At 63.3% G+C, this 24,925-nt stretch carries 25 protein-coding genes and 1 riboswitch; of the genes, 10 read left to right on the top strand and 15 right to left on the bottom strand.

Annotation, left to right across the window (positions count from 1 at the left end):
• The first annotated feature begins 71 nt into the window (after positions 1-71).
• The 4 genes from EKH49_RS03780 to EKH49_RS03765 all read left to right on the top strand — a co-directional run bounded on the left by EKH49_RS03780 (position 72) and on the right by EKH49_RS03765 (position 3,342).
• On the top strand, positions 72-533 hold the full coding sequence (locus tag EKH49_RS03780) for a hypothetical protein (protein WP_128469769.1): 462 nt from the start codon (positions 72-74) through the stop codon (positions 531-533).
• A 2-nt stretch (positions 534-535) separates the two neighbouring features.
• Positions 536-2,209, top strand: a complete 1,674-nt coding sequence (locus EKH49_RS03775) for a DUF5671 domain-containing protein (protein ID WP_128469768.1) — start codon at positions 536-538, stop codon at positions 2,207-2,209.
• 210 nt (positions 2,210-2,419) lie between these two features.
• Positions 2,420-2,701 (top strand): putative quinol monooxygenase, encoded by a 282-nt coding sequence (locus EKH49_RS03770; protein WP_128469767.1) that lies wholly within the window; start codon positions 2,420-2,422, stop codon positions 2,699-2,701.
• A gap of 50 nt (positions 2,702-2,751) precedes the next feature.
• Positions 2,752-3,342: an RDD family protein gene (locus EKH49_RS03765; RefSeq protein ID WP_128469766.1), complete on the top strand. Its 591-nt coding sequence runs from the start codon at positions 2,752-2,754 to the stop codon at positions 3,340-3,342.
• On the opposite strand, the gene chrA is transcribed toward EKH49_RS03765, so the two are convergent.
• The 4 genes from chrA to EKH49_RS03745 all read right to left on the bottom strand — a co-directional run bounded on the left by chrA (position 3,296) and on the right by EKH49_RS03745 (position 7,987).
• Positions 3,296-4,519 carry a chromate efflux transporter gene (gene chrA, locus EKH49_RS03760; protein ID WP_128469765.1) on the bottom strand — a complete coding sequence of 408 codons (1,224 nt, stop codon included), beginning with the start codon at positions 4,517-4,519 and terminating at the stop codon, positions 3,296-3,298. The genes EKH49_RS03765 and chrA overlap by 47 nt on opposite strands.
• A 55-nt stretch (positions 4,520-4,574) precedes the next feature.
• Entirely contained in the window at positions 4,575-5,582 is a 1,008-nt protein-coding gene (locus EKH49_RS03755; protein ID WP_201739553.1) for a DMT family transporter, read from the bottom strand.
• Between the two features lie 83 nt (positions 5,583-5,665).
• On the bottom strand, positions 5,666-6,595 hold the full coding sequence (locus EKH49_RS03750) for a GNAT family N-acetyltransferase (RefSeq protein ID WP_128469764.1): 930 nt from the start codon (positions 6,593-6,595) through the stop codon (positions 5,666-5,668).
• A 6-nt stretch (positions 6,596-6,601) separates the two neighbouring features.
• Positions 6,602-7,987 (bottom strand): glycine--tRNA ligase, encoded by a 1,386-nt coding sequence (locus EKH49_RS03745; protein ID WP_066139473.1) that lies wholly within the window; start codon positions 7,985-7,987, stop codon positions 6,602-6,604.
• A 180-nt stretch (positions 7,988-8,167) separates the two neighbouring features.
• Here EKH49_RS03745 and EKH49_RS03740 point away from each other — a divergent pair, with 180 nt between their 5' ends.
• Positions 8,168-8,398 carry an RNA-binding S4 domain-containing protein gene (locus EKH49_RS03740; protein WP_073706704.1) on the top strand — a complete coding sequence of 77 codons (231 nt, stop codon included), beginning with the start codon at positions 8,168-8,170 and terminating at the stop codon, positions 8,396-8,398.
• Here the strand turns inward: EKH49_RS03740 and EKH49_RS03735 are convergent, their stop codons facing one another.
• On the bottom strand, positions 8,399-9,049 hold the full coding sequence (locus tag EKH49_RS03735; protein ID WP_128469763.1) for an alpha/beta hydrolase: 651 nt from the start codon (positions 9,047-9,049) through the stop codon (positions 8,399-8,401).
• A 334-nt stretch (positions 9,050-9,383) separates the two neighbouring features.
• On the opposite strand from EKH49_RS03735, the gene EKH49_RS03730 reads away from it, so the two are divergent.
• Positions 9,384-9,782, top strand: coding sequence for an SHOCT domain-containing protein (locus tag EKH49_RS03730; protein ID WP_128469762.1), 399 nt, complete (start codon positions 9,384-9,386; stop codon positions 9,780-9,782).
• Between the two features lie 67 nt (positions 9,783-9,849).
• The gene (locus EKH49_RS03725; protein ID WP_128469761.1) at positions 9,850-10,707 is read left to right on the top strand and encodes an SGNH/GDSL hydrolase family protein; all 858 of its coding nucleotides are present in this window, start codon (positions 9,850-9,852) and stop codon (positions 10,705-10,707) included.
• 80 nt (positions 10,708-10,787) lie between these two features.
• On the opposite strand, the gene metX is transcribed toward EKH49_RS03725, so the two are convergent.
• Positions 10,788-11,933 carry a homoserine O-acetyltransferase MetX gene (gene metX / locus EKH49_RS03720; protein WP_128469760.1) on the bottom strand — a complete coding sequence of 382 codons (1,146 nt, stop codon included), beginning with the start codon at positions 11,931-11,933 and terminating at the stop codon, positions 10,788-10,790.
• A 2-nt stretch (positions 11,934-11,935) separates the two neighbouring features.
• Positions 11,936-13,279, bottom strand: a complete 1,344-nt coding sequence (locus EKH49_RS03715) for a bifunctional o-acetylhomoserine/o-acetylserine sulfhydrylase (RefSeq protein WP_038990134.1) — start codon at positions 13,277-13,279, stop codon at positions 11,936-11,938.
• A 92-nt stretch (positions 13,280-13,371) separates the two neighbouring features.
• A riboswitch (SAM riboswitch) is annotated at positions 13,372-13,491 on the bottom strand.
• A 172-nt stretch (positions 13,492-13,663) separates the two neighbouring features.
• On the opposite strand from EKH49_RS03715, the gene EKH49_RS03710 reads away from it, so the two are divergent.
• Complete coding sequence (locus EKH49_RS03710) at positions 13,664-14,308, top strand: VOC family protein (protein WP_128469759.1); 645 nt, start codon at positions 13,664-13,666, stop codon at positions 14,306-14,308.
• A gap of 97 nt (positions 14,309-14,405) precedes the next feature.
• On the opposite strand, the gene EKH49_RS03705 is transcribed toward EKH49_RS03710, so the two are convergent.
• Positions 14,406-15,188: a CPBP family intramembrane glutamic endopeptidase gene (locus tag EKH49_RS03705; protein WP_128469758.1), complete on the bottom strand. Its 783-nt coding sequence runs from the start codon at positions 15,186-15,188 to the stop codon at positions 14,406-14,408.
• Positions 15,189-15,284: 96 nt separating this feature from the next.
• Between EKH49_RS03705 and EKH49_RS03700 the strand changes: the two genes are divergently transcribed.
• The gene (locus tag EKH49_RS03700; RefSeq protein ID WP_128469757.1) at positions 15,285-16,130 is read left to right on the top strand and encodes a phosphotransferase family protein; all 846 of its coding nucleotides are present in this window, start codon (positions 15,285-15,287) and stop codon (positions 16,128-16,130) included.
• A gap of 110 nt (positions 16,131-16,240) precedes the next feature.
• On the opposite strand, the gene tpx is transcribed toward EKH49_RS03700, so the two are convergent.
• Positions 16,241-16,738 (bottom strand): thiol peroxidase, encoded by a 498-nt coding sequence (tpx, locus tag EKH49_RS03695; RefSeq protein WP_128469756.1) that lies wholly within the window; start codon positions 16,736-16,738, stop codon positions 16,241-16,243.
• Positions 16,739-16,836: 98 nt separating this feature from the next.
• Here tpx and EKH49_RS03690 point away from each other — a divergent pair, with 98 nt between their 5' ends.
• Positions 16,837-17,463 carry a class I SAM-dependent methyltransferase gene (locus tag EKH49_RS03690; protein ID WP_128469755.1) on the top strand — a complete coding sequence of 209 codons (627 nt, stop codon included), beginning with the start codon at positions 16,837-16,839 and terminating at the stop codon, positions 17,461-17,463.
• 181 nt (positions 17,464-17,644) lie between these two features.
• Here EKH49_RS03690 and hutI read toward each other — a convergent pair whose 3' ends face one another.
• The 6 genes from hutI to EKH49_RS03660 all read right to left on the bottom strand — a co-directional run bounded on the left by hutI (position 17,645) and on the right by EKH49_RS03660 (position 24,911).
• Positions 17,645-18,844, bottom strand: a complete 1,200-nt coding sequence (gene hutI / locus EKH49_RS03685) for an imidazolonepropionase (RefSeq protein WP_128469754.1) — start codon at positions 18,842-18,844, stop codon at positions 17,645-17,647.
• A gap of 135 nt (positions 18,845-18,979) precedes the next feature.
• On the bottom strand, positions 18,980-19,927 hold the full coding sequence (locus EKH49_RS03680; protein WP_128469753.1) for a carbohydrate ABC transporter permease: 948 nt from the start codon (positions 19,925-19,927) through the stop codon (positions 18,980-18,982).
• Positions 19,924-21,063 (bottom strand): carbohydrate ABC transporter permease, encoded by a 1,140-nt coding sequence (locus EKH49_RS03675; protein WP_128469752.1) that lies wholly within the window; start codon positions 21,061-21,063, stop codon positions 19,924-19,926. The genes EKH49_RS03680 and EKH49_RS03675 overlap by 4 nt, the downstream gene beginning before the upstream one ends.
• 68 nt (positions 21,064-21,131) lie before the next feature.
• Positions 21,132-22,490 carry an ABC transporter substrate-binding protein gene (locus EKH49_RS03670; protein WP_128469751.1) on the bottom strand — a complete coding sequence of 453 codons (1,359 nt, stop codon included), beginning with the start codon at positions 22,488-22,490 and terminating at the stop codon, positions 21,132-21,134.
• 134 nt (positions 22,491-22,624) lie between these two features.
• The gene (locus tag EKH49_RS03665) at positions 22,625-23,641 is read right to left on the bottom strand and encodes a LacI family DNA-binding transcriptional regulator (RefSeq protein ID WP_128469750.1); all 1,017 of its coding nucleotides are present in this window, start codon (positions 23,639-23,641) and stop codon (positions 22,625-22,627) included.
• A 70-nt stretch (positions 23,642-23,711) separates the two neighbouring features.
• Positions 23,712-24,911 carry a glycine C-acetyltransferase gene (locus EKH49_RS03660; RefSeq protein WP_066139521.1) on the bottom strand — a complete coding sequence of 400 codons (1,200 nt, stop codon included), beginning with the start codon at positions 24,909-24,911 and terminating at the stop codon, positions 23,712-23,714.
• Positions 24,912-24,925: the final 14 nt, after the last annotated feature.

The following is a 24,925-nucleotide window of genomic DNA, read 5'->3' as shown; positions in this document are numbered from 1 at the left end:
TGGTGAGATCTTGATCAAACCGCAATGTCACAGTACTGGTTTATCAATCCGCGGTAGTAGAAAATTGGGCTATGACAAGTATTTCCGTGCCTGCGAAGGGCGCATTGATCGCCCTGGCAACGCTCAGTGTGGGCTTGATTATAGCCGCCCTGATTGTTGTTTCCCTGCGCCCCGCCCCTCCGCTGCGCGATGCTGACACCCCTGCCGGGGTGGTCCAGCGCTACGTGCTCGCGTTCCAGTCCTCGGACCTGTCCGCGGCGCAGAAGCTTGTCGAGGACGGCGGCGACAAGCAGGTCTGCGACCCCTACTCCAGCGAGGGTGAGACCGCACAGGTCAGCCTGGTTCGCGAGGCCACCACCGAACAGACGTCGACCATTACCGTATCCATGGCCTACGGGATCGAAGGAGGGTTGTTCTTCGAATCCTACGAATCGCAGGACGTCTTCCAACTGAAGAAGGTCAACGGCACCTGGCTGATCACCGCCACACCGTGGCAGATGGGCCTGTGCACCGCCGAAGAAATGGGGCTCTAGCCATGAGCTCACCGTCTAAATCCGCCACCGGGCAGACCGTCAACGCCCTGCGCGGCCTGATCCTGCACGGCCTGCTGCTGGTCCTGCTGATCCTGCTGGGCACGGGGCTGTCGTTGCTCGTCGGCATGGCCCTGCGCGGCCTGGTCGTCGACGACGACCGGCAGCTGGTCCTGGCCACCGCCTTGGCCTTCACCGTCATCCCCGGGCCGTTGGCCTGGCTGCTGTGGGTATGGATCCGCAAGAAGCTAATCGACGCGCACCCCACCGACGCGGCCATCTGGTCCCTGCAGGGGGCGGCCGTCTACCTGATCGCGTTGGTGATGTCCTCGGTCGCGCTGCTGCGTCTGCTTTCCGGGCTGGTCGACGGCATTGCCTCGAATTCCTGGCAGGAGTTGACCGGCACCGTCGTGGGCTGGGGCTTGGTGGCCTTCTGGCAATTCCGGATGCTGAATTCAGTGAAGTACGCGCCGCGCGAGCTGCCGCACCTTGCGGCCTGCCTGGGCAACGCCTATGCGCTGGGCCTGACCGCATTCGCCCTGGCCGCGGCACTGCGCACCGCGCTGGATCTGCTGTTCGTTCCGTCCGTGATCCTGGTGGGCCAGAGCCCGCTGCCGCGCCTGCTGGGCTCGGTGATCTGGGTCTTGGGCGCCGCCTTATTGTGGTTCTGGCACTGGAAGCTGCAACGGGTCCAGGCCCTGCGCGATATCTTCAGCTCCTTCGTGGTGATGCTGGTCGGCGTCTGCCTGGCCGCGCTGGCCACGCTGCTGGCGGCCGCGGCAACGTTGAACATCGTCATCCCGCTGCCGTGGGATTTCACCGAGATGGGCCGGCGTTTCGCGGACTCGGGGCCGCTGGCGATCTCCGCGCTGCTGTCCGGCGCCATTTTCTGGACCTACCACCACTGGCAGCTCGCCGGCCGCGGCCTGCTGGTGGTAACGGTGTCGCGGCAGATCATCAGCGGCATTTCGCTCGCGTTGCTGGCCAGCGGCTTGGGCATGGTCGTGAACGCGCTGCTCGCTTCGGTCTCCTCGCCGCTGAATTCCGACACCGCGCCGTCGGTGCTGCGCACCGGCATCGCGCTGGCAGTGGTCGGTGTGGTGTTCTGGGCGTTGTACTTCCGTCCGGGGGTCCCGGCAGATCCCGAGTCCCGGCGCGTGTACCTGGTGCTCTTCTTCGGCGTCAGCGCCGTGGTCGCCCTGGTTGCGTTGTTGATTGTCGGTTACCGCGTCTTCGAGATCCTGGTGGCCGGCACGTCTGCTGCGCTGAACCTGTTGGACTACATCCGCGCCCCGCTGGGATGGCTGCTCGCCACCGCGGGGGTGTCGGCCTATCATTTCGCCCTGTGGAAGTCGGACCGGGAACGGCTGGCCTCCCAGCGGCCGCAAGCCCCGGCGGCCCCGTCCGCAGGCTCCCCGGTTCCGGCCGAGCCGGCCCCGGCAGCAGCACGGACGGTAATCGTGGTGGCGCCGCATGGCAGCGACCATCTGCTCGCCACGCTGCAGCTCACCGAAGGACTGGTGGTGCGCTGGATCGCTTCCAGCGGCCCGCGCCTGCCCGAGGAAATCACCCAGCAGCTGGTCAACCGGATCACCGAAACCCTGGCCACCCGGCCCGGCTCGCTGCTGGCCGTGGCCGGCGCCGACGGACAGGTGAGTTTCACGGAACTGGCGGACTGATCCCGGGCACCGCCGCAAGGGGTGTGGCAAGGTAAGGCGCGCTCCTGGCCGGAGACGACGCGGGATCCCACGGCGGACAACAACAGGGCAGGGCGCCTTCGCCTCTTGCCATTGGGCTCGAAGCCTGCAGGGGTTGATCGGTAGTGAACCCGCGGGCATCAAAGGGCGAAGGAATCTGACCGGGACTCAACCGAAACGGAGAATTGACGAATGGACCACGTGCGCTTGAGCGGCCGGCTGCTGTGCAAAAACACGGCGGAAGCCGAACTGGTGACGGCTTATCTCCCCGGGCATATCGAGCTCACCCGCAAGGAGCAGGGCTGCATCTTTTTCGAGGTCGCGCCGACGCAGGATCCGCTGATCTGGTCGGTCGAGGAACGTTTCACCGATCCAGCGGCGTTCAGGGCCCACCAAGAACGCGGGGCTTCGAGCTTATGGGGACGGATGACCCGCGCAATCACCCGCGACTACACGATCAGCGGACTGGACTGAAAACGCCGCAAGCCATGGCAGGCCCTCCAAAGCCGTGTTAGCGTACAGCCATGGCGGCCGCGCAGGAGTCGACCAGGCCCGCTTTGTGGAGTCGGGTTCTGGCCTCGCTCGTGGATTACCTGGTGATCCTCGGGTGGATGCTGGCGCTCGCGGCCACCGTCGCTCTGCTCCGGTTGAGCACCGGCAAGTTCTGCAACTGGCTTGTGCTGGGCCCGGCCGGCGCCCAGCTGCTGGGTTTCGCGGTCTTGGTGCTGCCCGTGGGCATCTACCTGTTTCTCACCGAGTCCTCCGCCGCCCAAGCGACACTGGGCAAACGCCGGCTGCAGCTGCAGGTCGTCGACGGGCGCACCGGCGAACGGGCCTCCACGCCGCGGATCCTGCTGCGCACCGCGGTCAAGCTGCTGCCGTGGGAGATTGCGCATTTCTCCGTCTGGAATTTCGCGGCCATCGCTTCCACCGGCAGCACCACGTTTCCGGTCTGGCTGTACACGGCGGCGGTTGTCGCCAACGTGCTGCCGGCGGTCTACCTGCTGATGCTCGGGGTGCAGCGCGAGGGCCGCGGACCGCATGACCTGGCGGCCGGCACCAAGGTCGTCAGGCTCCGGCCAGCGCCAGCAGAACTCCTCCCAGGGCTCCGATAACCACCACGCTCCACGGCGGAAGCTTCCAGGACACCAGCAGCACGAAGCACAGCAGACCCAGGGCGAACTGCCCGGGCCCGGTGACCGCGCTGGTGAACACCGGGCTGTACAACGCGGCGGCCAGGATCCCCACCACCGCGGCGTTGGCGCCGCGCATGATGGCCTGCGCCCGCGGGCGGCGAGAAATCACGTTCCAGAACGGCAGCACCCCCACCAGCAGCAGGAATCCGGGAAGGAAGATGGCCGTCAAGGCGATCGCGGCGCCGAGCATGCCGCCGGGACCCACCGTGGAAATGGTTCCCAGATAGGCTGCGACGGTGAACAGCGGTCCCGGGACGGCCTGCGCCGCACCGTAGCCGGCCAGGAAGTCCTGGTTCGAGACCCAGCCGGTGTCCACCACCGCCCCCTGCAGCAGCGGCAGGACGACATGCCCGCCGCCGAAGACCAGTGCGCCCGAACGGTAGAACGCGTCAAACAGCGAGAGCGCTCCCCACCCGGTGGCGGCCGCGGCCAGCGGGACGCCCACCAGCAGCAGGGCCAGCGCGCCCAGGCTGAAAACGCCGGCACGGCGGCTGACGGTGAACCGCAGCGGCGCCTCGTCACTGCTTGTCTTCGCGGACGGGGGTGTGAGGCAAAGGAAGTAGCCGGCCGCCAGCCCCAGCACGATCGCCAGCACCTGTCCCAGGCTTCCGCCCAGCAGCAAGGCTGCCATCGCCGCCGCCACCGCAATCGAGGCGCGGGTGGCATCCGGGGTCAGTGTCTTGGCCATGCCCAGCACCGCCTGGGCGATGATGGCCACCGCCACGATTTTCAGCCCGGACAGCAGCCCCGCCCCCACGGTTCCTGTGAACAGCGAGGCGCCGTAGGCGAACAGGGCCAGCAGCACCGCTGAGGGCAGGGTGAAGGCGGCAAAGGCGGCCAAAGCCCCGCGCAGCCCGGCCCGGTGCAGGCCGAGCGCGAAACCCACCTGGCTGGAGGCGGGTCCGGGGATGAACTGGCACAGCGCCACCAGCTGCGCATACTGGGTGTCGGTGACCCACCGGCGGCGTTCGCTCAGCTCGGTCCTGAAATACCCCAGGTGCGCTATCGGGCCGCCGAAGGAGGTTAAACCAAGCTTCAGGAAGACGCGGAACACTTCGCCTGCCGATCCCCTGCGGGTGTGCTGCTCGCTGTTCATGCGGCCAGCCTACGCGGGCAAGGAAAACGCCAGGTAAACAGCGCTTCCGGTGCCGCTAGCGGCGGATCTTCTGCCGGGTTTCCACCGCCGCCGCGGTGCCGCGCGCCCCGGACACCGAGGCCAGCGCCACCGCCAGCAGGGTCAGCGCGGTGCCCAGCACCGTCGCGGTGCTCAGGCGGCTTCCGGCCGCGGGTACCACGATGTCCAGGACCAGCGAGCCCACCAGCTGCCCGCCCACCGCGGCCAGGCTGGTGACCAGCACTCCCAGCCGCTTGATCACGGTGGCGGTCAGGCCCACGAAGATGCAGCCCAGCAGCCCGCCGATGTAGTACCAGGGCTCCGCCGGCAGCGGCGCAAGCCGTGCCCCGCCGGCCAGCCGCGCCAGCATCACCGCGCCCAGCACCGCGAAGCCCACGACGAAGTTCACTAAGGTGGCGGCGATCGCGCTGCCGTAGGCCGCGGACTGCGCCCCGTTGGCCGCGCCCTGGAACCCCATCAGCATGCCCACCAGCACGGCGAAGCCCATGGGCAGCAGCTGCCCAGACAGCCCGGTGCCGGCGGCGCCGGGGTCCACCGCCCAGATGACGCCCACGATGGTCAGCGCCACGCCGATGATGCGCGGAATGCTGATCCTGCGCGGCGCCGCCCCGCCGAAGCCCACGCGGTCCATGGCCATGGAGCCGATGGACTGGCCGGTGACAAGGCAGACGGTGAACAGCGCCACCCCGATCAGCGGGACCGTGGCGGACTGGCTGAACACGATCAGCGCGCCGACCGCTCCGGCGGCCAGGTACCACCACGGGACACGGCGCCCGCGCAGCACCGCGGGGATCCGCCGCACGCCCCGGCGGGCCGTGGGAGCTGCCAGCGCGGTGAGCGCCAACGCCAGCAAGCCCACCCCGAAGCTGAAGGCGGCCGCGGCGATCGGATCGCCCAGGGCCGTGGCCAGTGCGCCGTTAATCCTCGACTGGAGGGAGAGCAGCAGCCCGGAGGCCGCGCCGAGCAGGATGAAAAGCAGGGTGCCGCCGGCGTGAACCGGCGGCGGGGTGGTACGGGAGGTCAAAAGCTGGCTTTCGTGCAGAAGGTTTCCGGTTCAGAAAACCGCAACGGGACCTGCAGTGCAGGTCCCGTTGCGGTGTGCCAGGGCTAGCGAACGGCGTCGGACGCCATGATGTGGGTCGTGGAGATGACGGTGGCCTGCTCAACCGCTGCCAACGCGTCGATCAGCGAGGAGAGGACAAACATCGACGAGTCGACTTCCAGCTTCACCGGGTACTGGTGGATCAGCATGGCGACCATGTCGCGCACCGCTTCGGCCACCTCGTCATCGCTGAAGGCCGGATTATGGCCCACCAGCACGTCGGTCGGGGCGTTCTCGCGGGCCGGCACGTAGCTCACCGCGAAGGCCAGCGGAACGCCGCCCTCGCGCTTGGGCTTGTCGCGCAGCACCAGTGCGCCCTGCGCGCCGGTGTGCTCATCGAGCAGCATGCGCTGCGCCGAGCCTACGGTCATCTTGGCCGGATCCCAATCGGTGTGCACCGCGTTGTAGAAGTCCATCACCAGCTTGGTCAGCTCGACGCTGCCGGTGGACAAGTCCTCGATCACCCGGTCGTTGGTGTCGAACACCGGCTCGGCCAGCGCTCCCGGTTCCAGCACGACATCGCGCGAGACCTGGATTTCGCCCAGGCCCAGCGACTGGCAGAAGCCGGCCGCCGCGGTGGCCGGGTCTCCGGCCGTAACGGTATAGCGGGCCTTGAGCTCCTGCGCCTGGCCTGCAGGGATCTGCTGGCGCAGCTGCTGCACCAGCGCGGTGCCCACGCCGGAACGGCGCTGCTCGGCAGCCACCTCGACATAGAGCCAGAGCCGCTGCGGGTGCAGCGAGGAGGCGAATACCACGCCGGCGCCGATGGCCACACCGTCAACCGTGGCCACCAGCGTGCGCGAGAACGGCGCATCGCTGTTCTCGCGCAGCATGGTGCGGTCCTGGTGGGCCTGCGGCGAACGCGGGTCCCCGAAGATCTGCAGCAGCTCCAGGTCGTCGCCGGAACGCCAGGGACGGAATTCCAGTTCGTTCATCGGGCTCTAGGCTCCGTTCAGGCGCTCGGAAAGGTAGGCGGTGACCTGGTCCAGGGACACGCGTTCCTGGGACATGGTGTCGCGTTCGCGGATGGTCACTGCCTGGTCTTCGAGGGTGTCGAAGTCCACGGTGATGCAGAACGGGGTGCCGATTTCGTCCTGGCGGCGGTAGCGGCGGCCGATGGCTCCAGCGTCGTCGAAGTCGATGTTCCAGCGCTTGCGCAGCTCGTTGGCCAGGTCCTTTGCCTTCGGCGAGAGGTTCTCGTTGCGGCTCAGCGGCAGCACGGCGGCCTTGACCGGGGCCAGGCGCGGATCGAGCTTGAGCACGGTGCGCTTGTCCACCCCGCCCTTGGTGTTCGGTGCCTCGTCCTCGGTGTAGGCGTCGACCAGGAACGCCATCATCGAACGGGTCAGGCCGAAGGACGGCTCGATCACGTACGGGGTGTAGCGTTCCCCGGTGGCCTGGTTGAAGTAGGACAGCTCGGAGCCCGAAGCCTTGGCGTGGCTGGACAGGTCGTAGTCGGTGCGGTTGGCGACGCCCATCAGCTCGCCCCACTCCGAGCCGGCGAAGCCGAAGCGGTATTCGAAGTCGATGGTGCCTGCCGAATAGTGGGCGCGCTCGTCTTCCGGCACGTCGAACTGGCGCAGGTTCTCTTCCTTGATGCCCAGGTCGATGAACCATGCCCAGCAATCCTTGACCCACTGGTCGAAGAACTTCGGTGCGTCTTCAGGTGCGGTGAAGAACTCGATTTCCATCTGCTCGAACTCGCGGGTGCGGAAGATGAAGTTGCCCGGGGTGATTTCGTTGCGGAAGGCCTTGCCGATCTGGCCGATGCCGAATGGCGGCTTCTTGCGGCTGGCGGTGAGCACGTTGGCGAAGTTCACGAAGATGCCCTGGGCGGTCTCCGGACGCATGTAGGCCAGGCCGGCTTCGGAATCAACTGGGCCCAGGAAGGTCTTCATCAGCCCGGAGAACATCTGCGGCTCGGTGAACTGGCCCTTGGTGCCGCAGTCGGGGCAGGCGATCTCGCTCATGCCGTCCTTGGGCGCACGGCCCTTCTTGGCTTCGAAGGCCTCGATCAGGTGGTCCTGGCGGTGGCGCTTGTGGCACTGGATGCATTCGACCAGCGGGTCGGTGAAGGTGGCTACGTGGCCCGATGCTTCCCAGACGGCCTTGGGCAGGATGATCGAGGAGTCCAGGCCCACCATGTCCTCGCGGCCGCGAACGAAGTTCTGCCACCACTCGCGCTTGATGTTTTCCTTCAGTTCGGTGCCCAGGGGTCCGTAATCCCATGCGGAACGGGAACCACCGTAGATCTCACCGGCCTGGAAAACGAATCCTCGACGCTTTGCGAGGGAAATAACCTGGTCTAGCTTGGACTGTGGCGCCATATCAACTCCAATGGGACTTACGAGGCCGCTGGTTGCGGTCCGTAGAAAAATACATACATTTCAAGGGTATCGTTTCAACGCCCTGCGCACGAAGCCGAATCAGGTAACGCTGGCGTGAACTTCCACGCCTTTGGGCCATATCCACGGTGCAGGCCGGTTATATAGGGAAGAATGGAAGCCATGAGTGCCAATGAAGCTTTTGACCTAGAAATCCGTGACGAGTCCATCCGCTTGGGCCAGCTGCTCAAACTCGCCTCGCTGGCAGAGGACGGCATCCACGCCAAGGAAATGATTTCCGAGGGAATTGTCACCGTCAACGGCGAGGTGGACACCCGCCGCGGGGCGCAGATCCGCCCCGGCGACGTGGTGTGCGTGAACGGCGAATGCGTGCGCGTCACCGCCCAGCCGTAGCTAGCCCTTCTTCAGGACGACCTTGGTGAGGAAGCCGGCAACGTCCTGGATTTCTTCCATGCACACCGAGTGGCCGATCTGCGGGTAGGTTTCGCTGGTCAACACGGTATGCCCCGGGACCCAGCCCAAGGTGTATTCGATCTTGTCCCGGGTGATCACCGGGTCAGCCAGGTCGCGGCCCCAGAACATCGGCAGCGGCTTGTCCGCCAGCTTCGCGTCATCGAAGATGTCCAAGGTCTTGGGATCCACGGCAAAGCCGGAGAGACCCACGACTGCCTCAATGGCATCGCGCTGGTAGCGGGCCAGCGAGGTGGCCATGGCCATGCCCTGGGAGAAACCGAGCAGGGTGATCGACGAGTGCTGCTGGGACAGCGGTTCCAGCAGTGCCCACAGCGCTTCGACGCTGCCGGCCACCGACTCGATGGAGTAGTCGATTTCCTGGGTCAGCGGGAACCAGCTGTATCCCGGGCCTGCCGGCAGCGGTGCGCGCACGGAGAGGTAGGTGAATTCTTCGGGCAGGTGCTGCGAGAGCCCCATGAGGTCTTGCTCGTTGGAGCCGTAGCCGTGCAGGAACACCAGCAGCGGAGTTCCTAGGCGGGATTCGTCGTTGCGGGAGATGATGGCTACCGGAGCCTGGTCTTGGTATGTCATAGTTCCCCAAGACTATCGAACAGCGCCGCGCCGATTCGACGGTTCCGCAGAGCCCTGCCATCGTTTCCCCGGGTATCGCGATCCGCAGCGCCAGGATGCAGGTGAAAGTCCGGTGTTTGGCCGACGGGCGGTCCGATGGAGCGGTCGCCAGCGGCATGGAAAACCAGTTTCTCCACCTCCATAAAGCCACATGGCATGTAACAAGATAATAAAACTCCAAAATTATCTTAGGCATTCAAGCGCTTTTCGTGTTCAACTGGATTCACTGCTTCACGGCCATCTGACTTGGGGATCCCACCGGTAGAAGCTGCAACCGGCAAAGGACAAGGGCATCATGGGCGAAATCGAATACAGCGAGGAAATTTCAGAACTGGCACCCGAGGATCTTGCTGAACTCGGCTACGTCGATTTGGATCCCGGCACCTCGTCGTCGCTCTTCGATACCGTCGACACGATGTTGTCATTCGGCCTTCCCTTGTTCTCCGTGCTTTTCATTGCCTTTGCCGGACTCATCATCTTCGTCATTGTGCGCAACTTCCGCAAAGCCAAGAGCGCCGGCTTCGATCCGTTGACCATGGAAACCGACCTGATGGCCAGAGCAGCGAATTCAGCTTTGCTAGCGCCGAAGAAATCCATTGAAGACAAGCTGTCCGAACTCGACTCACTGCACTCGCGTGGAGTCATTACCCGCGACGAGTACCTGCAAGCACGCAGGGATGCTCTGGGCGGGTAGAGTGGTGCCCACCGAATCATCCTCTTGAATGATTGACTAGAAGTTACCCTTTGGTAACAATGGATTCGTGCCCAACAATATTGCTTCTGAACCGTCAAACACCGCCGACTCCCCGCTCCACCCATGGCGCCGCTATGTAGCCATCGGGGACTCGTTCACCGAAGGCATCGGCGACCCCGATCCATCGAGCGCAGGACGGCACCTAGGCTGGGCCGACCGCTTGGCTCAGGAGCTCAGCCGCACCGTCCCGGACTTCTCCTATGCCAACCTGGCCATCCGCGGCCGGCTCATCGGCCAGATCGTTGCCGAACAGCTCGATCCCTGCATCGATCTGAAGCCGGATCTGATCTCGCTGTGCGCGGGCGGCAACGACGTGCTGCGCCCGGGCGGCGATCCAGACAAGATTGCCGACATCCTAGACGACGCGGTAGCCAAGCTCACCGCAACCGGTGCCACGCTCCTGCTCTTCAACGGACCCGATATCCGCGATACCCCGGTCCTTGGAAGCATCCGCGGCAAGGTGGCGATCTACAACGAGAACGTGCGCACCGTCGCCGCCCGGCATGACGCCATCGTTGCCGACATGTGGGCGTTGCAGGAATTGCACCAGTCCCAGATGTGGGCGCCTGACCGCCTGCACTTCTCCCCCATCGGCCACCAGCGCATTGCCGCCATGGCACTGGACTCGCTGAACGTCCCGCATCAGCTGGATACCGACATCGTTCCGGTCGTGGATGAGCGCAGCTGGCGCGAAGCACGCAAGGAGGATCTGCAGTGGGCCCGCGAGCATCTGGCGCCCTGGGTGCTGCGCCGCCTGCGCCACCAGTCCTCCGGCGACGGCATCACCCCGAAACGGCCTTCGGCTACGCCGTTCGCAGATGCCAAGCCCAACGACTCGCTCGGTGCCGGAGACAGCGCCAAATAGCAAGAAAGACTGAAGCGGTTCCGCCGATTACTGGCGGAACCGCTTCAGGCTTTAAAGACTTGCCAAACTTTGTCCAGATCCTAGTCTCCGAAGACCAAGGTCCGAAGCACCCCATCCAGCTGCGTCGCATCGGTCAAGAACCCATCATGGCCAATGGGCGAATCGATGTAGTGCACCGGCTTCGGCCTGGCCAGCGACGAGGCCAGCTTCACCGACTGCTCGGGGAAGTACAAGCGGTCGGTGGTAACCGCGGCAACCACCACGTTGACCTTCTCCAGGCGCGCCAGGGCTGCCTCCAGGGATTCATGGCCACGGGCAACATCGTGGCTCATCAGCGCCTCGGTGAGCACCAGATAGCTGTTGGCATCGAAGCGATTCACCAGCTTGCTGGCCTGATGGTCGAGGTAGCTTTCCACCTGGTAGCGCCCGCGCGGCCCGTCCAGCTGGCCCGTCGGCTTCTCGCCATCTTGCGGATTGCGCGAGAAACGGGTTTCCAGCTCGGCCTCGGAACGGTAGGTGATGTGGGCCAGGCGGCGAGCCAGGCCGAGACCGGCATCAGGACGGGAATCGTTGCCGTAGTAATCGCCATTGCAGAAGTGCGGATCCAAGCGGATGGATTGGGTTTGCACCTGCGCAAAGGCAATTTGCTCGGCAGTCGCCTGGGCACTAGAGGCCATCACGACCAGGTTCTTGACCTGCTCGGGGAACTCGACAGCGTATTCCAGCGCGCGGGCACCGCCCATCGAGCCGCCGATGACCGCATGCCAGGAATCGATTCCCAGCTGCTTGGCCAGCCGCGCTTCGAGGCGCACCGAGTCCTTGATGGTGACGAAAGGGAATCTGGAGCCGTAAGGCAGGCCCTGCTCGTCCAAGGACGAGGGGCCGGTGGATCCATTGCAACCACCCACCATGTTGATGGACACGACAAAGTACTCATTGGTGTCAACCGTGGCGCCGGGGCCAACGAAGCCTTCCCACCAGCCGGCGCTGTGCGAATCGCCTTGCGCGACGTGGGCGTCACCGGTGAGTGCATGCATCACCAGCACCGCGTTGGAGCCATCAGCTGCTAGCTTCCCCCACGTCTCGTAGGCCAGCACCACGTCGGGAAGGTATCCACCGAATTCAAAGTGGTACTCCCCCACGGAACTACGGCGCAAAATGCCGTCTTGTCCGCCAGCGAGCTCTTCGGCGCGCAGAGTATCTTCAGTAGTCACAATGGATGGCATGCCTAGAGGGTTTCCTGCAATTCCTTGTTTTCAAGGGCCGCAACAGCTTCGAAGCCCAGCTCAAGATCGGCCAGGATGTCCTTGATGTTTTCCAGCCCGACGCTCAGCCGCACCAGTCCCGGGCTCACACCGGCGGCAATCTGCTCCGCTTCGGAGAGCTGGGCGTGGGTGGTGGAGGCCGGATGGATGACCAGCGAGCGCACGTCGCCGATGTTCGCGACGTTGGAGTGCAAGACCAGTGCGTCCACGAAAGCCTGTCCGGCTTCCGCGCCGCCCTCCAGCTCGAAGGCGATGATCGAGCCAGCACCGTGATCGCTGTACTTCTGCGCGCGCTCATGCCACGGAGAGGACTGCAGGCCGGCGTAGGCGACCTTCTGCACTTCCTCGCGGGCTTCGAGCCAGTTGGCAACTTCCACTGCGTTCTGGCCGTGGCGCTCAATGCGCAGCGACAGGGTTTCCAGACCCTGGGCGATCAAGAACGCGTTGAACGGCGCCACTGATGAACCCAGATCGCGCAGCAGCTGCACGCGTGCCTTGAGGATGTAGGCCAGATTCGCGCCGAGGATGCCGTTGACGCCCAGGTCGCGGGCGAAGACCAGGCCGTTGTAGGACTCGTCCGGGGTGTTGAATCCCGGGAAGCGTTCGGCGTCCTTGGCGAAGTCGAAGTTGCCCGAGTCCACGATGACCCCGGCGATGGCATTGCCGTGGCCGCCAAGGAACTTGGTGGCCGAATGGATCACGATATCGGCGCCCCACTCGATAGGGCGGATCAGGTATGGCGTGGCCAGGGTGTTGTCCACCAGCAGCGGCACGCCGGCTTCGTGGGCGATCTCCGAGATGCCCTCGATATCCAGCACGTCCTGCCGAGGATTGGAGATGCTTTCGCCGAAGAAGGCCTTGGTGTTCGGGCGCACCGCGGCACGCCATTCGTCCAGGTTGTCCGGGTCGGAGACGAAGCTGACTTCGATGCCCAAGCGCTTGAGCGTGTGCTTGAGCAGGTTCTGGGTTCCGCCGTACAGGCTCGGGCTGGCTACCAGATGGTCGCCGGCTTCGGCCAGGTTCAGGATGGCGAAGGTGGTGGCTGCCTGTCCCGAGGACAGCAGCAGCGCGCCAACGCCGCCTTCCAGATCAGCGATGCGGGTTTCCACGGCGTCGGTGGTCGGGTTGCCGATACGGGTGTAGATCGGTTCCAGTTCCTGCAACGCGAAACGGGCAGCGGCACTCTCGGCGCTCGGGAAGACAAAGGAAGTGGTTTGGAAAATCGGGAGAGCTCGCGCTCCGGTCGTCGGATCCGGGGTCTGGCCGGAATGGATCTGACGGGTTTCAAATGACCAGTTGTTGCTCATGGTTTCCTCCAAATAGCGTTTCATGACTATGGGGGTACGCCGCTGAAAAGACACCGACAGGAAGCACCGTATCGAAACGACTTCCAGGGGGTAACCCGCGCTTGTCCTTGATGCCTTGTGCATTCAAGGGCCAGGTCTTCACCCGGGGCACCCCACCGCGGTTGGAGGGTTGCCGCCCAGTAAGCCGGGGCTTGTTACTGAGACTCATGACCTGCTATCAGTTTGCCCGAAAACCGAAGATCTTTGCAACGCAGTGGACCGGCATTGGACTCAATCGGTCATATTTCGCGAATTCCGCAGATTTTCCGCAGAGTATTCGATAACATCAGCGCACTTAGGGGAGCCTAAGTAGAGACTCGCATCACATGTTGCCATGATGGGCACATGATGAGGCTAGATCACGTAAGTTATGCTTGCGGCCCAGACGGGCTGCTGCCAACCGCTGAAAGAATCTCCGAGTCCCTGGGACTGGAATTCGTCAAGGGCGGCGTGCATCCACGATTCGGAACACGCAATGTCATCTTCCCGCTCAAGCATGGCCAGTACCTGGAAGTGGTTGAAGTCCTGAACCACCCGGCCAGCGACAAGGCTCCCTTCGGCCAGGCCGTGCGCGCCCGCTCGGAGCTCGGCGGCGGATGGATGGGATGGTGCGTCTCGGTGGAGGATCTATCCAGTGCCGAAGACCGCTTGGGCCGCAAGTCCGTGCCGGGGAACCGCAAGTTCCCGGATGGCCGCGAACTTACCTGGCAGCAAATCGGCATCAAGGGCCTGATCGCTGATCCGCAGGTCCCGTACCTGATTTCCTGGGATGAAGACTCCGAGCCGTTGCATCCGTCCAAGGCGCTGGAGCCTGTCGGCGAGATCAGCCAGATCTCCATCGCCGGCTCACGCGATCGGGTGCTGGATTGGCTGGGCCAGCCGCAGAACGTCAATTTGGGCGCCGTCACCATGCAATATGAAGCGCCGAATGGCACTCCGGGCATCATGTCGGTAACCTTTGAAACCGAGTCCGGCACCGTGGTGCTGTAGGAAACTCGGAAACGAACGCAGGTAGGCGGGGACAATGGCGTCCCCACCTACCTTTTTCGTTAATGGCGTTTCAGTCGCTGGCGCAGGCCTTCGGGCACTACTGGCCGATTCCGATGGCAGGCCCAATCAGCGCGTAGCCGACGAAGCCGATAGCATCGAGCAGGAAGTGCGCGATGACCAGCGGCATCACCCGGCCGTACTTCTGGTACACCCAGCCGAAGACGATGCCCATGAGCATATTGCCGATCATCGGCCCCACGCCCTGGTAGAGGTGGTAGCTGCCGCGGAGCACTGCAGAACCGATAATGGTGCTCCACAATCCCAGCTTCAGCTTCTTGGCATAGGTGAACAGGAAGCCGAGCATCAGCACTTCTTCGAGCACTGCATGGCGTACAGCCGACAGCAGCAGCACGGGGACGCTCCACCAATAATCACCGAGATTGGCTGCTGACAGTGCTGTGGTGACGCCCAGTGCCCGTCCGGCAGCATAGACGCCCAGCGTCCCCACGCCCATGGCCAGGAACAGCCCCGCCCCGAGCATCGTGTCCTTGCCCGGACGTCGCATGTCGAAGCCGATGTCACGGATGGTTCGGCCGGTCGTGCGCTTCATCAGGTAGAGTGCCAGCACCACGGGTACCAGCGCGAAGATAATGTCCAGAAGCTGGTAGGTGAAATCAAAGAACTCGCGTGTGCTCAGCGGGTTGTTCAGCGATGTCGTCTGATCACGCAACGGTGCCCTGGTGACTTTATCCGCAAAGCTCAGCAGCGAGTAGACCGCGCTCTGCCCCAAGGACAGGGCGAGAACCAAAATGATCTCGAACCTGAGGGTTCTGCGGGTTGCCGTCTGCTCAATTTGTTCAGCGTTCACGTTCTCGATCATAGGCTGATCTGGCTGTGCGCGTACTGAGTAGCCACGTGGCAAACCTGCGATAGCCTGAAGGTGAGACCACCAGCGAGCTGAACGAGAAGGGTACGAATGAGTCGTCCTGCCACCAGTGGAGAACTGCAAATCGCCCGCCAGCTCTGCCCCGATCTTTCGTGGGAAGATGCGGCCGTGAATGAAGGCGGACAATTCCACAAGGTGGTCATTGGCAATCCGCAGGCGGTGATTCGCATGGCGCGCACGCCAGCGGCGACCGAACAGATGCCGCGAACCGTCGAGCTGCTGTCTTTGCTGGAAAGCCAGCTCAACTATCAGATCCCGGTGGCGGTCTCCGAGATCCTGCATGTCGACGGGCTCAGCTCAGTTGCCATGTCCTTCATCCCCGGAAGCGCGCATGAGCCTCATTACGGGGATCCAAAGGTGCTGGGCCAGCTGGTGAAGGAATTGGCCGAGGTACCGCTGGAACAGATCAGCGCTCATCTGGCCAAACCGTTTTCATTCCGTGGCGAATGGACCCAAGCCCGGCAGCAGCAATGCTTCGATGCGCTGCCCGAGGAACTTCGAGCTCCTGCAACCGCACTTTGGGATCAGCTCGATATTCTGGCGCAGGTTCCAGCGGGACTGGTGCATGGTGATTTGGCTGGCCACAACATGCACTGGATTGACGAGAAGTTGATTGGCATCTTGGATTGGGACCTCGCAGCAGCGTGGGACCCTGCCTTGAACACCGCGTACCTGAGCCTGTGGCATGGTTTGGAAATGGTGGATTTGATTGCTCCCAACTCTGAGGAAGCGCACCGGGCCAAAATCTGGTTGGGTCTCATGAGCCTTGAACGGTTATCGGATGCGCTCTCGCGCTCGGACAACCCGAAGATGGGCAAGCTCATGCGCAAGATTGGTCCGCGCATCCTCACTGCAGCGCAATCAATCAATGGATAGGAAGCAATTTGGCCTGACCCGCCGATGAGCAAGCCATCTGGAGCGTAAAGAAAGCCCGCCTGAATGTTGTCAGGCGGGCTCTCATGCACCGTATCGGGTGCAATGCTTGCTTAGCTCAGGGCTGCGATAGCTGCATCGTAGTCAGGCTCGGTGGTGATCTCCGGGACGATCTGATTGTAAACAACCTTGCCTTCCTCATCCAGCACAACAACCGAACGGGCCAGCAGGCCAGCCAGTGGTCCGTCAATCTGGGTGACTCCGTAGTCCGAACCGAAGTCGGAACGAAAGACTGAACCAGCGGTAACATTCTCGATGCCTTCGGCACCGCAGAAGCGGCCCAGTGCGAATGGCAGGTCAGCAGAAACGCACACGACGGTGGTGTTCTCCAGGCCGGCAGCCAGTTCGTTGAAGCGACGCACGCTGGCAGCGCAAACGCCGGTATCAACCGACGGGAAGATGTTCAGGACAACGCGACGGCCAGCCAGCGATTCGCTGGTGACATCTGCAAGGCCGGTGTCGGTGAGAGTGAAAGCTGGAGCCTGCGAGCCAACGGCCGGCAGATCACCAATAGTCTGTACAGGGGTTCCCTTGAAAGCAGTATTAGCCATAGGTCTTGTCTATCATGAATGCCTAATTCGGAGCTATCTTTTCAGCCTAGTAGCGCAAACAAGTCGTTCGGATCCTGTTTCCATGCAAAACTGTGGATATGGGCCCCGACTACGATTCATACGCGGCGAAAATGCGTGCTCAAACAATGGACGGGATTGATCTGGAGGTAGTTGCCCGTTTCGCGGACATGCTCTGTCCTCGTAATTCACGAATTCTCGATATCGGTTGCGGGATTGGCAATACCGTCAATGCGTTGCGTCGCTGCGGACATGATGCCTATGGCGTAGATCCAACCCCCCAAGTTCTGGATGTAGCAAAAGACCTATTCGATGGAAGCTGGTTCAGACAGTTATCAGCCGACCAACTGAGCTTGGGTACACTCAACGAGCATTCGCTGCCGGAACAGTACGACGCCATACTGATGACCGGAAATGTGCCTGCCTTCATTTCACGTGGCGAACTGCGAAGCGTATTCGATTTTGCCGATCGGGTGATCCGTTCAAATGGAGTACTCATCGTTGGGACCACCAGCAACGCCCATGGCGGCCCCACGGACCAGACCGATATTCTCAAAGGAACCTCGCTGCCGCTCGTACAACGATTTGCGGACTGGCATTTAGGCCCCTACGGTTCAGACTCTCTGTGGTCCGTGAGTGTGTATGCGCGGACTGCGCAACGGTCCGGGTTCGGGATGCCTGACGGAATATTCGTCCTGCCTTCCTAACCTCGTATTTCCCTTCGAAACTCTAGCCGCTACCGGATTGGGCACAAGCTCTGCAACTCCGGAAATCGTTTCCTGAAATCGAACGGTACTTCGTAGCCAACTACATTAAAAATCGAGATGATCGCTCTATCTCACCGGATGGCCGAATCATGTCTCCTTTGGAAGAACAGCTTCCGAGGAATCACGTAAGTCGATCAACTAGTTCGCCCGCCCGATACACACTATGCGTCAGGTTCATTCCGGGGCGGTACGCCAGATGCGCAGCAACCGGCGCGTCAAGCACATGCAGGTCTGCGCGCTTGCCGATCTCGATGGATCCCACCTGGTCGGCAACCCCGAGTGCAAGCGCCCCTCCGTAGGTTGCCGCCTCGATGGCTTCAGCCAGGGACAGGTTCATCTGGAGCACCGCCGTAGCCACGCAGAAGTTCATGTTGCTCGTGTAGCTGGTCCCCGGATTGCAGTTGCTGGCCAGCGCGATTCGCACCCCTGCATCAAGCAGTTCGCGGCCCGGCGCAAGCGGCTGCCGGGTGGACAGGTCGCAGGCGGGCAAGCAGGTAGCTACCGTGCCCGGCTCACCCGTACGCGCCGAGGCATCCCAGCCGGCCCAGCTGCCGGCGAGCGCCTTGAAGTCCCCTTCATCCAGGTAATTCACGTGGTCCACCGAATGGCTGCCGAATTCTACGGCCAGCTTCACTCCGGGGCCAGGGCCCAGCTGGTTTCCATGGACCTTGGTCGACAGCCCTTTGCGCTGCGCGGCTTCCAGGACCCGGCGCGATTGCTCTTCGGTGAATGCACCGCGTTCGCAGAAGACATCGACGAAGTCGACGTTGCCTGCCACGGCATCAAGCATCGGTCCGGTGACCAAATCCGTATAGGCGTCGGCATCCCAGCCTTCCGGTACCAGGTGGGCGCCAAGGAAGGTCAGTGAATCCACCAGCGGCTTGCCGAGCACGGAATGCCGGGTCTCTTCTTCCAGTGTCAACCCATAGCCGGTCTTGGTTTCCATCCAGGTGGTGCCCATGGCCAGGGCTTCACGGCGGCGTTCGCCCACAACGCCGGCCAGCTCCGTGTCGGAGAGCTGCCCGGTGGCCGAGGTGGTGACCGCGATGCCTCCGGCGGCGTAGGTCTGGCCTGCCATGCGGGCCACGAATTCTTCGGCGCGGTCGCCGCCGAAAATCAGATGGCTATGGGAATCAACCCAGCCGGGCAGCACCGCACGGCCGCCCAAATCGATCTCGTGCGCCGTTGCTGGCGCCAGCGCCATGTGGCCGACCCATGCAACAATCCCATCTTCGATTAGCACCGCGGCGTCTTCCAGCACGCTGCCTTTCGCGTCAACCGTCGTCAGCTGTCCGATGTTGGTAAGCAACAAGGTTGCCATGAGCGCTCCGCCTTCGTGGTAATTCCAATCCTTCAGGCACGAGCCTACCTATGGCCGGCCGCCCGCGGGGGAGAACAAAAGGGTGCCCGTCTGAAATTTCAGACGGGCACCCTTGTGCCTTGTTTCAGGGCCGGTTTATCCCTTGGTGGCGCCTGCCAGCAAGCCGCGCACGAAGAACCGCTGCAGCGCGAAGAACACCGCCAGCGGAATGATCATCGAGATGAAAGCACCTGCGGTAAGCAGCTCCCAGGATTGCCCATAGGTACCCGAGAGGTCCTGGAGCGCCTTGGTAATCGGCAATTCCCCACCCGAGGTGAAGACGGTTGCCACCAGCAGGTCATTCCAGACCCAGAGGAACTGGAAGATTCCGAAGGAAGCAATGGCCGGCATCGACAAGGGCAGGACGATTTTCGAGAAGATCTTCCCGTGCCCGGCTCCGTCAACGCGCGCGGCCTCGATGACCTCATCCGGGATCTCCGAAATGAAGTTGTGCAGCATGAAGATCGCCAAGGGCAAGGCGAAGATCGTGTGCGCAATCCAGACCTTGGCGTAGGCGCCATCCAATCCGTTGACGCCCAAGCCTGGCAGGATATACAGCCCGCCAATTTTCACTCCGTCCGAGAAGAGCTGGAGCAGCGGCACCAGCGCCATCTGGATCGGAACGATCTGCAGGGCGAAAATGAGCACGAAGAGCGTATTGCGTCCCTTGAAGTTGATCCAGGCGAACGCGTAGGCAGCCAAGCTGGCAATCAGGATCGGCACAATCGCCGCCGGAATGGTGATGACCAGCGAATTCAGGAAGGCCTTGGACAGCGGAAGGCTGTCGCCGGAGGCGAAGGCCTGCACATAGTTGTCCAGCGTGAACGACGGGTTGGACAGGGCCGTCCACCAGCCCGTGGTCTTGATGTCATCAGCCTGCCGGAAGGAGGAGACGAACAGCCCGAAGGTGGGGATGGTCCACACTGCGGCAATGATGAACGCCGCAATGGTGGCGCCGCGGGAGGTCGTGGCCTTGCGCAGTTTCCCGCTGGTTTTCTCGGTGGCCGCCATCAGGCGCCGAGTGGATTCGCCGACGGTGCTCATCGCATGACCCCCTGCTTCTTATGCTGCCTGACGTTGTAGATGATGATCGGCAGCACCAGGATGAACAGGATGACGGCCAGGGCCGAGCTGTAGCCGGTACGGGCCCCAAGCTGGAACTGGCGCACCATTTCGTAGGCCAGGACCGTCGTATCCGAGCGGCCGCCGGTCATCGAGGAGACGATGTCGAAGACCTTGAGCGAGGCAATGGAAATCGTGGTCAAGACAACGATGACCGTGGAGCGGATCCCCGGCAGGGTGACATTGGCGAAACGCTGCCACGGGCTGGCTCCGTCCAGGGCCGCCGCCTCCAGCTGCTCTGCGGGCACGCCCTTGATGGCAGCGGAGAGGATCACCATGGCGAATCCCGCCTGTGTCCAGATCAGGATGACCACCAGGAACAACGTGTTCCACGGTTCGAGCCCGAGCCAGTCGACCGGCTTGGCGCCGAATGCCGTGATGATCGCATTGAGCACGCCGATCTGGTCGCCTTGGCGAATGTCGTAGAAGAATTTGAAGATGATCGATGCGCCCACGAAGGAAATTGCCATGGGCATGAACACGAGCAGCTTGAAGAACTTCTCGCCGCGGCTCTTGTCGATGAACACTGCATAGGCCAAGCCGATGATGGTGGAAACCACCGGCGCCACCAGAACCCAGACCAGGGTGTTGAGCAGGGCTGTCAGGCCATCGGGGCTGGTGAATACCCAGCGGAAGTTCCCCAGGCCCACGAAGCCCGACCCGTCATTGGCCATGAAGGCGCTGATGGCGGTGCGGATCGTCGGGTAGATCAACCCGATGGCGAGCAGCAGCATGGCCGGAGCAAGGAACCCTGTCAGCTGCAGCAGCGAGCCGGCACCGTGCCGCGAGCGCCGGTCCGCGAAGAACAGCACCGCGCCGAGCACGGCGGCCAGCGCGGCCACCCACATCACCGAGTTGTACAGCCCCAGGACCAGCAGGATCGCTGCCGGAACCACGACCGCGGCTACAAATCGCACCACGGCAAATGCGCGTCCGCCATTGGTCGCTATCTCGACAAAGCCGAGGATCGCCGCGATCAGGATCGCGAAGGCAAGCAGCACCACCGGCACCTGGATCAGCGGCGGGACGCCGGCAAGCCATTGGAAGAATTCGGACATGGCCTCAGGCTCCTGTCATCTCGCCAACGGCCGGGATTCCCGGCCGTTGGCGGCTTGCAAGGTGGTGGCTAGGAGTCATAACCGGACTGGATGTTCTCCAGCACTTCCTCGGTCGGCTTGCCGTCGATCCAGTCCACCAGTCCCTTCCAGAAGGAGTCGGAACCCACGCTCTTGGGCATCAGATCAGACCCGTCGAAGCGGAAGGTGGTGTTCGGATCCTGCAGCAGTTCAACGGCGGAGCGCAGCAGGTCGCTGCTGGCGTTCGCTGGATCCAGCCCGGAGTTGGCCGAGATCACGCCGCCGAGCGAGACCCGGCTATTGGCCCAATCCGCGCTGGCCAGGTATTCCTGGACCTTGGCGGTCTCCTCGTCGTTGGAGAAGGCTGCGACGAATTCGCCGCCGCCGACGACGGATACCGGGTCATCGGCCTTGGCTGGAGGTGCGACGAAGGCCCAGACATCTCCGTCAGGTGCCACGGTGGCCTTCTCGCCATCGGCATTCTTGGAATCGAGGACATAGCCTTCCAGGAAGGAGGCCTGGTGGGTCAGCGGGCAGGTTCCCTTGGCCACTGCCGTACCGACATCGCCGAAGGCGGTGGCGTTGATCGACTTCACATCGCCATATCCGGCGTTGACTTGTTCGGGGTCGAGCAGGATCTTCCCGACGGACTCGAAGGCGCTGGTGATTTCAGGCGAGGTGAATTCCAGGTCGCCGGAAACCCACTTGTCGTAGGCCTCGGGCCCGGACTGGCGCAGCACCGCGTCCTCGATCCAGTCGGTGCCCGGCCACCCCGATGCCTCGCCTGATGCGAATCCGGCACACCAGGCCGGTTCATCGGTCTTCTTCGAGATTTCGGTGCCCAGGGCGATCATTTCATCCCAGGTTTCAGGCACGCTCACGCCCCACTCCTCGAACTGCTTGGGCGAATACCAGATGTAGCCCTTGACGCTGGCCATCAGCGGCACCCCGTACTGCACGCCATCGACCTTGCCGTAGTTCTGCCAGTCCTCGGACCAGTTGCTCTGCAGCTGGGCCTGCACTGCTTCGGGCAGCTGCTGCACCTTGCCCTGGGCCACGGTGGCCTGCAGCAGGCCGGGCTGCGGGAAGACTGCCAAATCCGGGGTGTCTCCGCCCTGGACCTTGATTCCGATCTGGGATTCGAAGTTCTTGTCTCCGGTGTAGCGGATCTTGATGCCGTTTTCCTCGGACCACTTGGCCCACGACTTTTCCAGCAGTTCCGCTTCGAGGCCGGTGACCGGACCATAGATGTCCACGACGCCGTCGGCTTCGCCCACCTGGGCTGCGCCGCCTCCGGAGGCGTTGGGGTCATTGGGGTCTGCCCCGCCGGAGCAGCCGGCCAGGAGCATGCCGATAGCTGCCATCGAGATAACCGGCGCGAGCTTCAGCCTGCGTTGTGCTTTCTTCATGATGCCCTCCACGTTGACTAGTACCTTGCCGAGTGAAGCGGCCTGGCACGAATGATCCTCTCCATAGTGACGCAGGTCATCGACGCGCGTCAACACCTATGGAAGAAGATCGTCCAGAGATTGTCGTGGGATGCTCAGCGCGGAGCCGGGCCGGTGCTGTCGCGGACCGTCATCAGCGGCGCGATAAGCTGCTGCATGGCACCCTGGGAACGGCCTTCGATTTTCTGCACCAGTGCGTCCACCGCCGCATGGGAGACCGCCTCGCCCGGTGGGGCGACCGTGGTCAGTGCCGGGGCTACCATTTCGGCCGAGCGATCGCCGACACCCAATGCAATTACCGAGAGGTCTTCTGGGATGCGCAACGACGCCATGCCAGCGGCGTTGACGAAACCGGCAGTGGCGAATTCCTTGAGCGCCAGCACCGCCGTGGGGCGCGGGTGCAGGTCCCGGTAGGCATCCAGCGCCGTCCGTCCGCCGCGCGCGTTGTTTTCTACCGGGACTTCCTGCATCGACATGCCGCGGAGGCGCGCGGCTTCAGAGATGGCGCGGGCCGTGCGGATGGCCGGACCGTTGCCGGCCTCCTGGTCTTCCACGGAGACGTTGATGTACATGATGGATTGGTGGCCGAGACTTGCCAGGTAGTCCACCGCGATGCGCCCGGCCTGGGCGAAATCATTATCGACATAGGACAGGTCGGCATTGTCATCGGGGCGGCCAATGGAAGCGAAAGGTATGCCCGCGCGCCGCAGGACATCGAAGCGCGGGTCATTGATCGATACTTCCATCAGCAGCACCCCGGCCACCAGTTTCTGCCCGACCAGGCTTTCCAATCCCATGACATCGGTCATCGGATTGGACCATAAGAGCATGTGGTAGCCCAGCGCGCGGGCACGCTCCATGGCGGCGGTGACGTATTCGAACTCGGTGGAGGAATACCCGTCCACGCTGGTGGGAAAGTGCAGGGCAAGGATCCCCCGGCGGGATCCGGCCAGGCCCTGGGCAAAGGCATCCGGGGTGTAGTTCAGCTCCCGCATGGCCGCCAGGACCCTGGTCTTGGTCGCCTCGGAAATGGTGCGCCTGCCGCTGATCACGTAGGACACGGTACTGGGAGATACGCCGGCCAAGCGCGCCACATCATCCCTGGTAGCCATGAGCCCTCCGCCTTTGGTTATGCCAACTCGTCATCCCTATTGAAACACGGCGCCGGGCCAACCGAGCTGGTCAGCGGCTGGCGACGAAGGCCTGCACGCAAGCCTCGATGTCCTCGGCCGAATGCGCGGCGGAGAGCTGCACGCGGATGCGCGCGGCGCCCTTGGGCACCACCGGGAAGCTGAAGGCGGTCACGAAGACGCCCTGTTCCAGCATCTTGCCTGCCACCTCTGCGGCCTTGACCGCGTCGCCGAACATCACCGGGATGATGGCGTGCTCGCCGTCGAGCAGCTCGAAGCCCTCTTCGGTCATGCGGCGGCGGAAGTGAGCGGCGTTCTCGAAGAGCTTCTCGCGCAGGTCACCGGAATCCACCACCAGGTCCAGCGCCTTGAGGGTCGCGGCGACAATCGACGGGGCCAGCGAGTTGGAGAACAGGTACGGGCGGGCCTTCTGGCGCAGCATCGCGACGATTTCGCCGCGGCCGGAGACGTAGCCGCCCGAGGCTCCTCCCAGGGCCTTGCCGAAGGTGCCGGTGTAGATGTCCACGCGGTCCGAGACCCCTGCATGCTCGGGAGTGCCGGCACCGGTGGCGCCCATGAAGCCCACCGCGTGGGAGTCGTCGACCATGACCAGCGCGTTGTACTTGTCGGCCAAATCGCAGATGGCTTCGAGCGGTGCCAGGTAGCCGTCCATGGAGAAGACGCCGTCGGTGACGATGATGGTGCGGCGTGCACCGGCCCCGTCGTTGAGCTGCGCGGCGGCCTGCAGCTGGGTTTCCAAATCGGCCATGTCCTGGTTGGCATAGCGGAAGCGCGCGGCCTTGGACAGGCGGATGCCGTCGATGATCGATGCGTGGTTCAGCGCATCGGAGATGATGGCGTCTTCCTTGCCGAACAGCGACTCGAAAACGCCGCCGTTGGCATCGAAGCAGCTGGAGAACAGGATGGTGTCGTCGGTGCCCAGGAACTTCGAGAGCCGGGATTCCAATTCCAGGTGCAGGTCCTGGGTGCCGCAGATGAAGCGGACCGAGGCCATGCCGAAGCCGCGCTCGTCCATGGCGGACTTGGCGGCGTCGATGATCTGCTGGTTATCGGCCAGCCCCAGGTAGTTGTTGGCGCAGAAATTCAGCACCTTCCGTGCATCGTCACCCAGCGAGCCGGCCAGGATGGACGCGGACTGGGCCGAGTCGATGTGGCGTTCTGCCTTGAACAGGCCGGAGGACTTCAGCTCGTCCAGTTCGGCGGCAAGCTGGTCTTTGAGATCCGTGTACATTGCAAATGCTCCTT

Origin of the sequence: Glutamicibacter sp. HZAU, from assembly GCF_004100365.1 — a bacterium.
GTDB classification, from domain to species: Bacteria; Actinomycetota; Actinomycetes; order Actinomycetales; family Micrococcaceae; genus Glutamicibacter; species Glutamicibacter nicotianae.
Note: the sequence above shows the minus strand (reverse complement) of the source record. Positions and strands in the feature narration are given on the sequence as shown.

What these genes read in the sequence shown, in the direction of transcription:
- EKH49_RS03780 (WP_128469769.1), top strand. Translation starts at nt 72, where the DNA reads ATGACAAGTATTTCCGTGCCTGCGAAGGGCGCATTGATCGCCCTGGCA.
- EKH49_RS03775 (WP_128469768.1), top strand. Translation starts at nt 536, where the DNA reads ATGAGCTCACCGTCTAAATCCGCCACCGGGCAGACCGTCAACGCCCTG.
- EKH49_RS03770 (WP_128469767.1), top strand. Translation starts at nt 2,420, where the DNA reads ATGGACCACGTGCGCTTGAGCGGCCGGCTGCTGTGCAAAAACACGGCG.
- EKH49_RS03765 (WP_128469766.1), top strand. Translation starts at nt 2,752, where the DNA reads ATGGCGGCCGCGCAGGAGTCGACCAGGCCCGCTTTGTGGAGTCGGGTT.
- chrA (WP_128469765.1), bottom strand. Translation starts at nt 4,519, where the DNA reads ATGAACAGCGAGCAGCACACCCGCAGGGGATCGGCAGGCGAAGTGTTC.
- EKH49_RS03750 (WP_128469764.1), bottom strand. Translation starts at nt 6,595, where the DNA reads ATGAACGAACTGGAATTCCGTCCCTGGCGTTCCGGCGACGACCTGGAG.
- EKH49_RS03745 (WP_066139473.1), bottom strand. Translation starts at nt 7,987, where the DNA reads ATGGCGCCACAGTCCAAGCTAGACCAGGTTATTTCCCTCGCAAAGCGT.
- EKH49_RS03740 (WP_073706704.1), top strand. Translation starts at nt 8,168, where the DNA reads ATGAGTGCCAATGAAGCTTTTGACCTAGAAATCCGTGACGAGTCCATC.
- EKH49_RS03735 (WP_128469763.1), bottom strand. Translation starts at nt 9,049, where the DNA reads ATGACATACCAAGACCAGGCTCCGGTAGCCATCATCTCCCGCAACGAC.
- EKH49_RS03730 (WP_128469762.1), top strand. Translation starts at nt 9,384, where the DNA reads ATGGGCGAAATCGAATACAGCGAGGAAATTTCAGAACTGGCACCCGAG.
- metX (WP_128469760.1), bottom strand. Translation starts at nt 11,933, where the DNA reads ATGCCATCCATTGTGACTACTGAAGATACTCTGCGCGCCGAAGAGCTC.
- EKH49_RS03715 (WP_038990134.1), bottom strand. Translation starts at nt 13,279, where the DNA reads ATGAGCAACAACTGGTCATTTGAAACCCGTCAGATCCATTCCGGCCAG.
- EKH49_RS03710 (WP_128469759.1), top strand. Translation starts at nt 13,664, where the DNA reads ATGATGAGGCTAGATCACGTAAGTTATGCTTGCGGCCCAGACGGGCTG.
- EKH49_RS03705 (WP_128469758.1), bottom strand. Translation starts at nt 15,188, where the DNA reads ATGATCGAGAACGTGAACGCTGAACAAATTGAGCAGACGGCAACCCGC.
- EKH49_RS03700 (WP_128469757.1), top strand. Translation starts at nt 15,285, where the DNA reads ATGAGTCGTCCTGCCACCAGTGGAGAACTGCAAATCGCCCGCCAGCTC.
- tpx (WP_128469756.1), bottom strand. Translation starts at nt 16,738, where the DNA reads ATGGCTAATACTGCTTTCAAGGGAACCCCTGTACAGACTATTGGTGAT.
- EKH49_RS03690 (WP_128469755.1), top strand. Translation starts at nt 16,837, where the DNA reads ATGGGCCCCGACTACGATTCATACGCGGCGAAAATGCGTGCTCAAACA.
- hutI (WP_128469754.1), bottom strand. Translation starts at nt 18,844, where the DNA reads ATGGCAACCTTGTTGCTTACCAACATCGGACAGCTGACGACGGTTGAC.
- EKH49_RS03680 (WP_128469753.1), bottom strand. Translation starts at nt 19,927, where the DNA reads ATGAGCACCGTCGGCGAATCCACTCGGCGCCTGATGGCGGCCACCGAG.
- EKH49_RS03675 (WP_128469752.1), bottom strand. Translation starts at nt 21,063, where the DNA reads ATGTCCGAATTCTTCCAATGGCTTGCCGGCGTCCCGCCGCTGATCCAG.
- EKH49_RS03670 (WP_128469751.1), bottom strand. Translation starts at nt 22,490, where the DNA reads ATGAAGAAAGCACAACGCAGGCTGAAGCTCGCGCCGGTTATCTCGATG.
- EKH49_RS03665 (WP_128469750.1), bottom strand. Translation starts at nt 23,641, where the DNA reads ATGGCTACCAGGGATGATGTGGCGCGCTTGGCCGGCGTATCTCCCAGT.
- EKH49_RS03660 (WP_066139521.1), bottom strand. Translation starts at nt 24,911, where the DNA reads ATGTACACGGATCTCAAAGACCAGCTTGCCGCCGAACTGGACGAGCTG.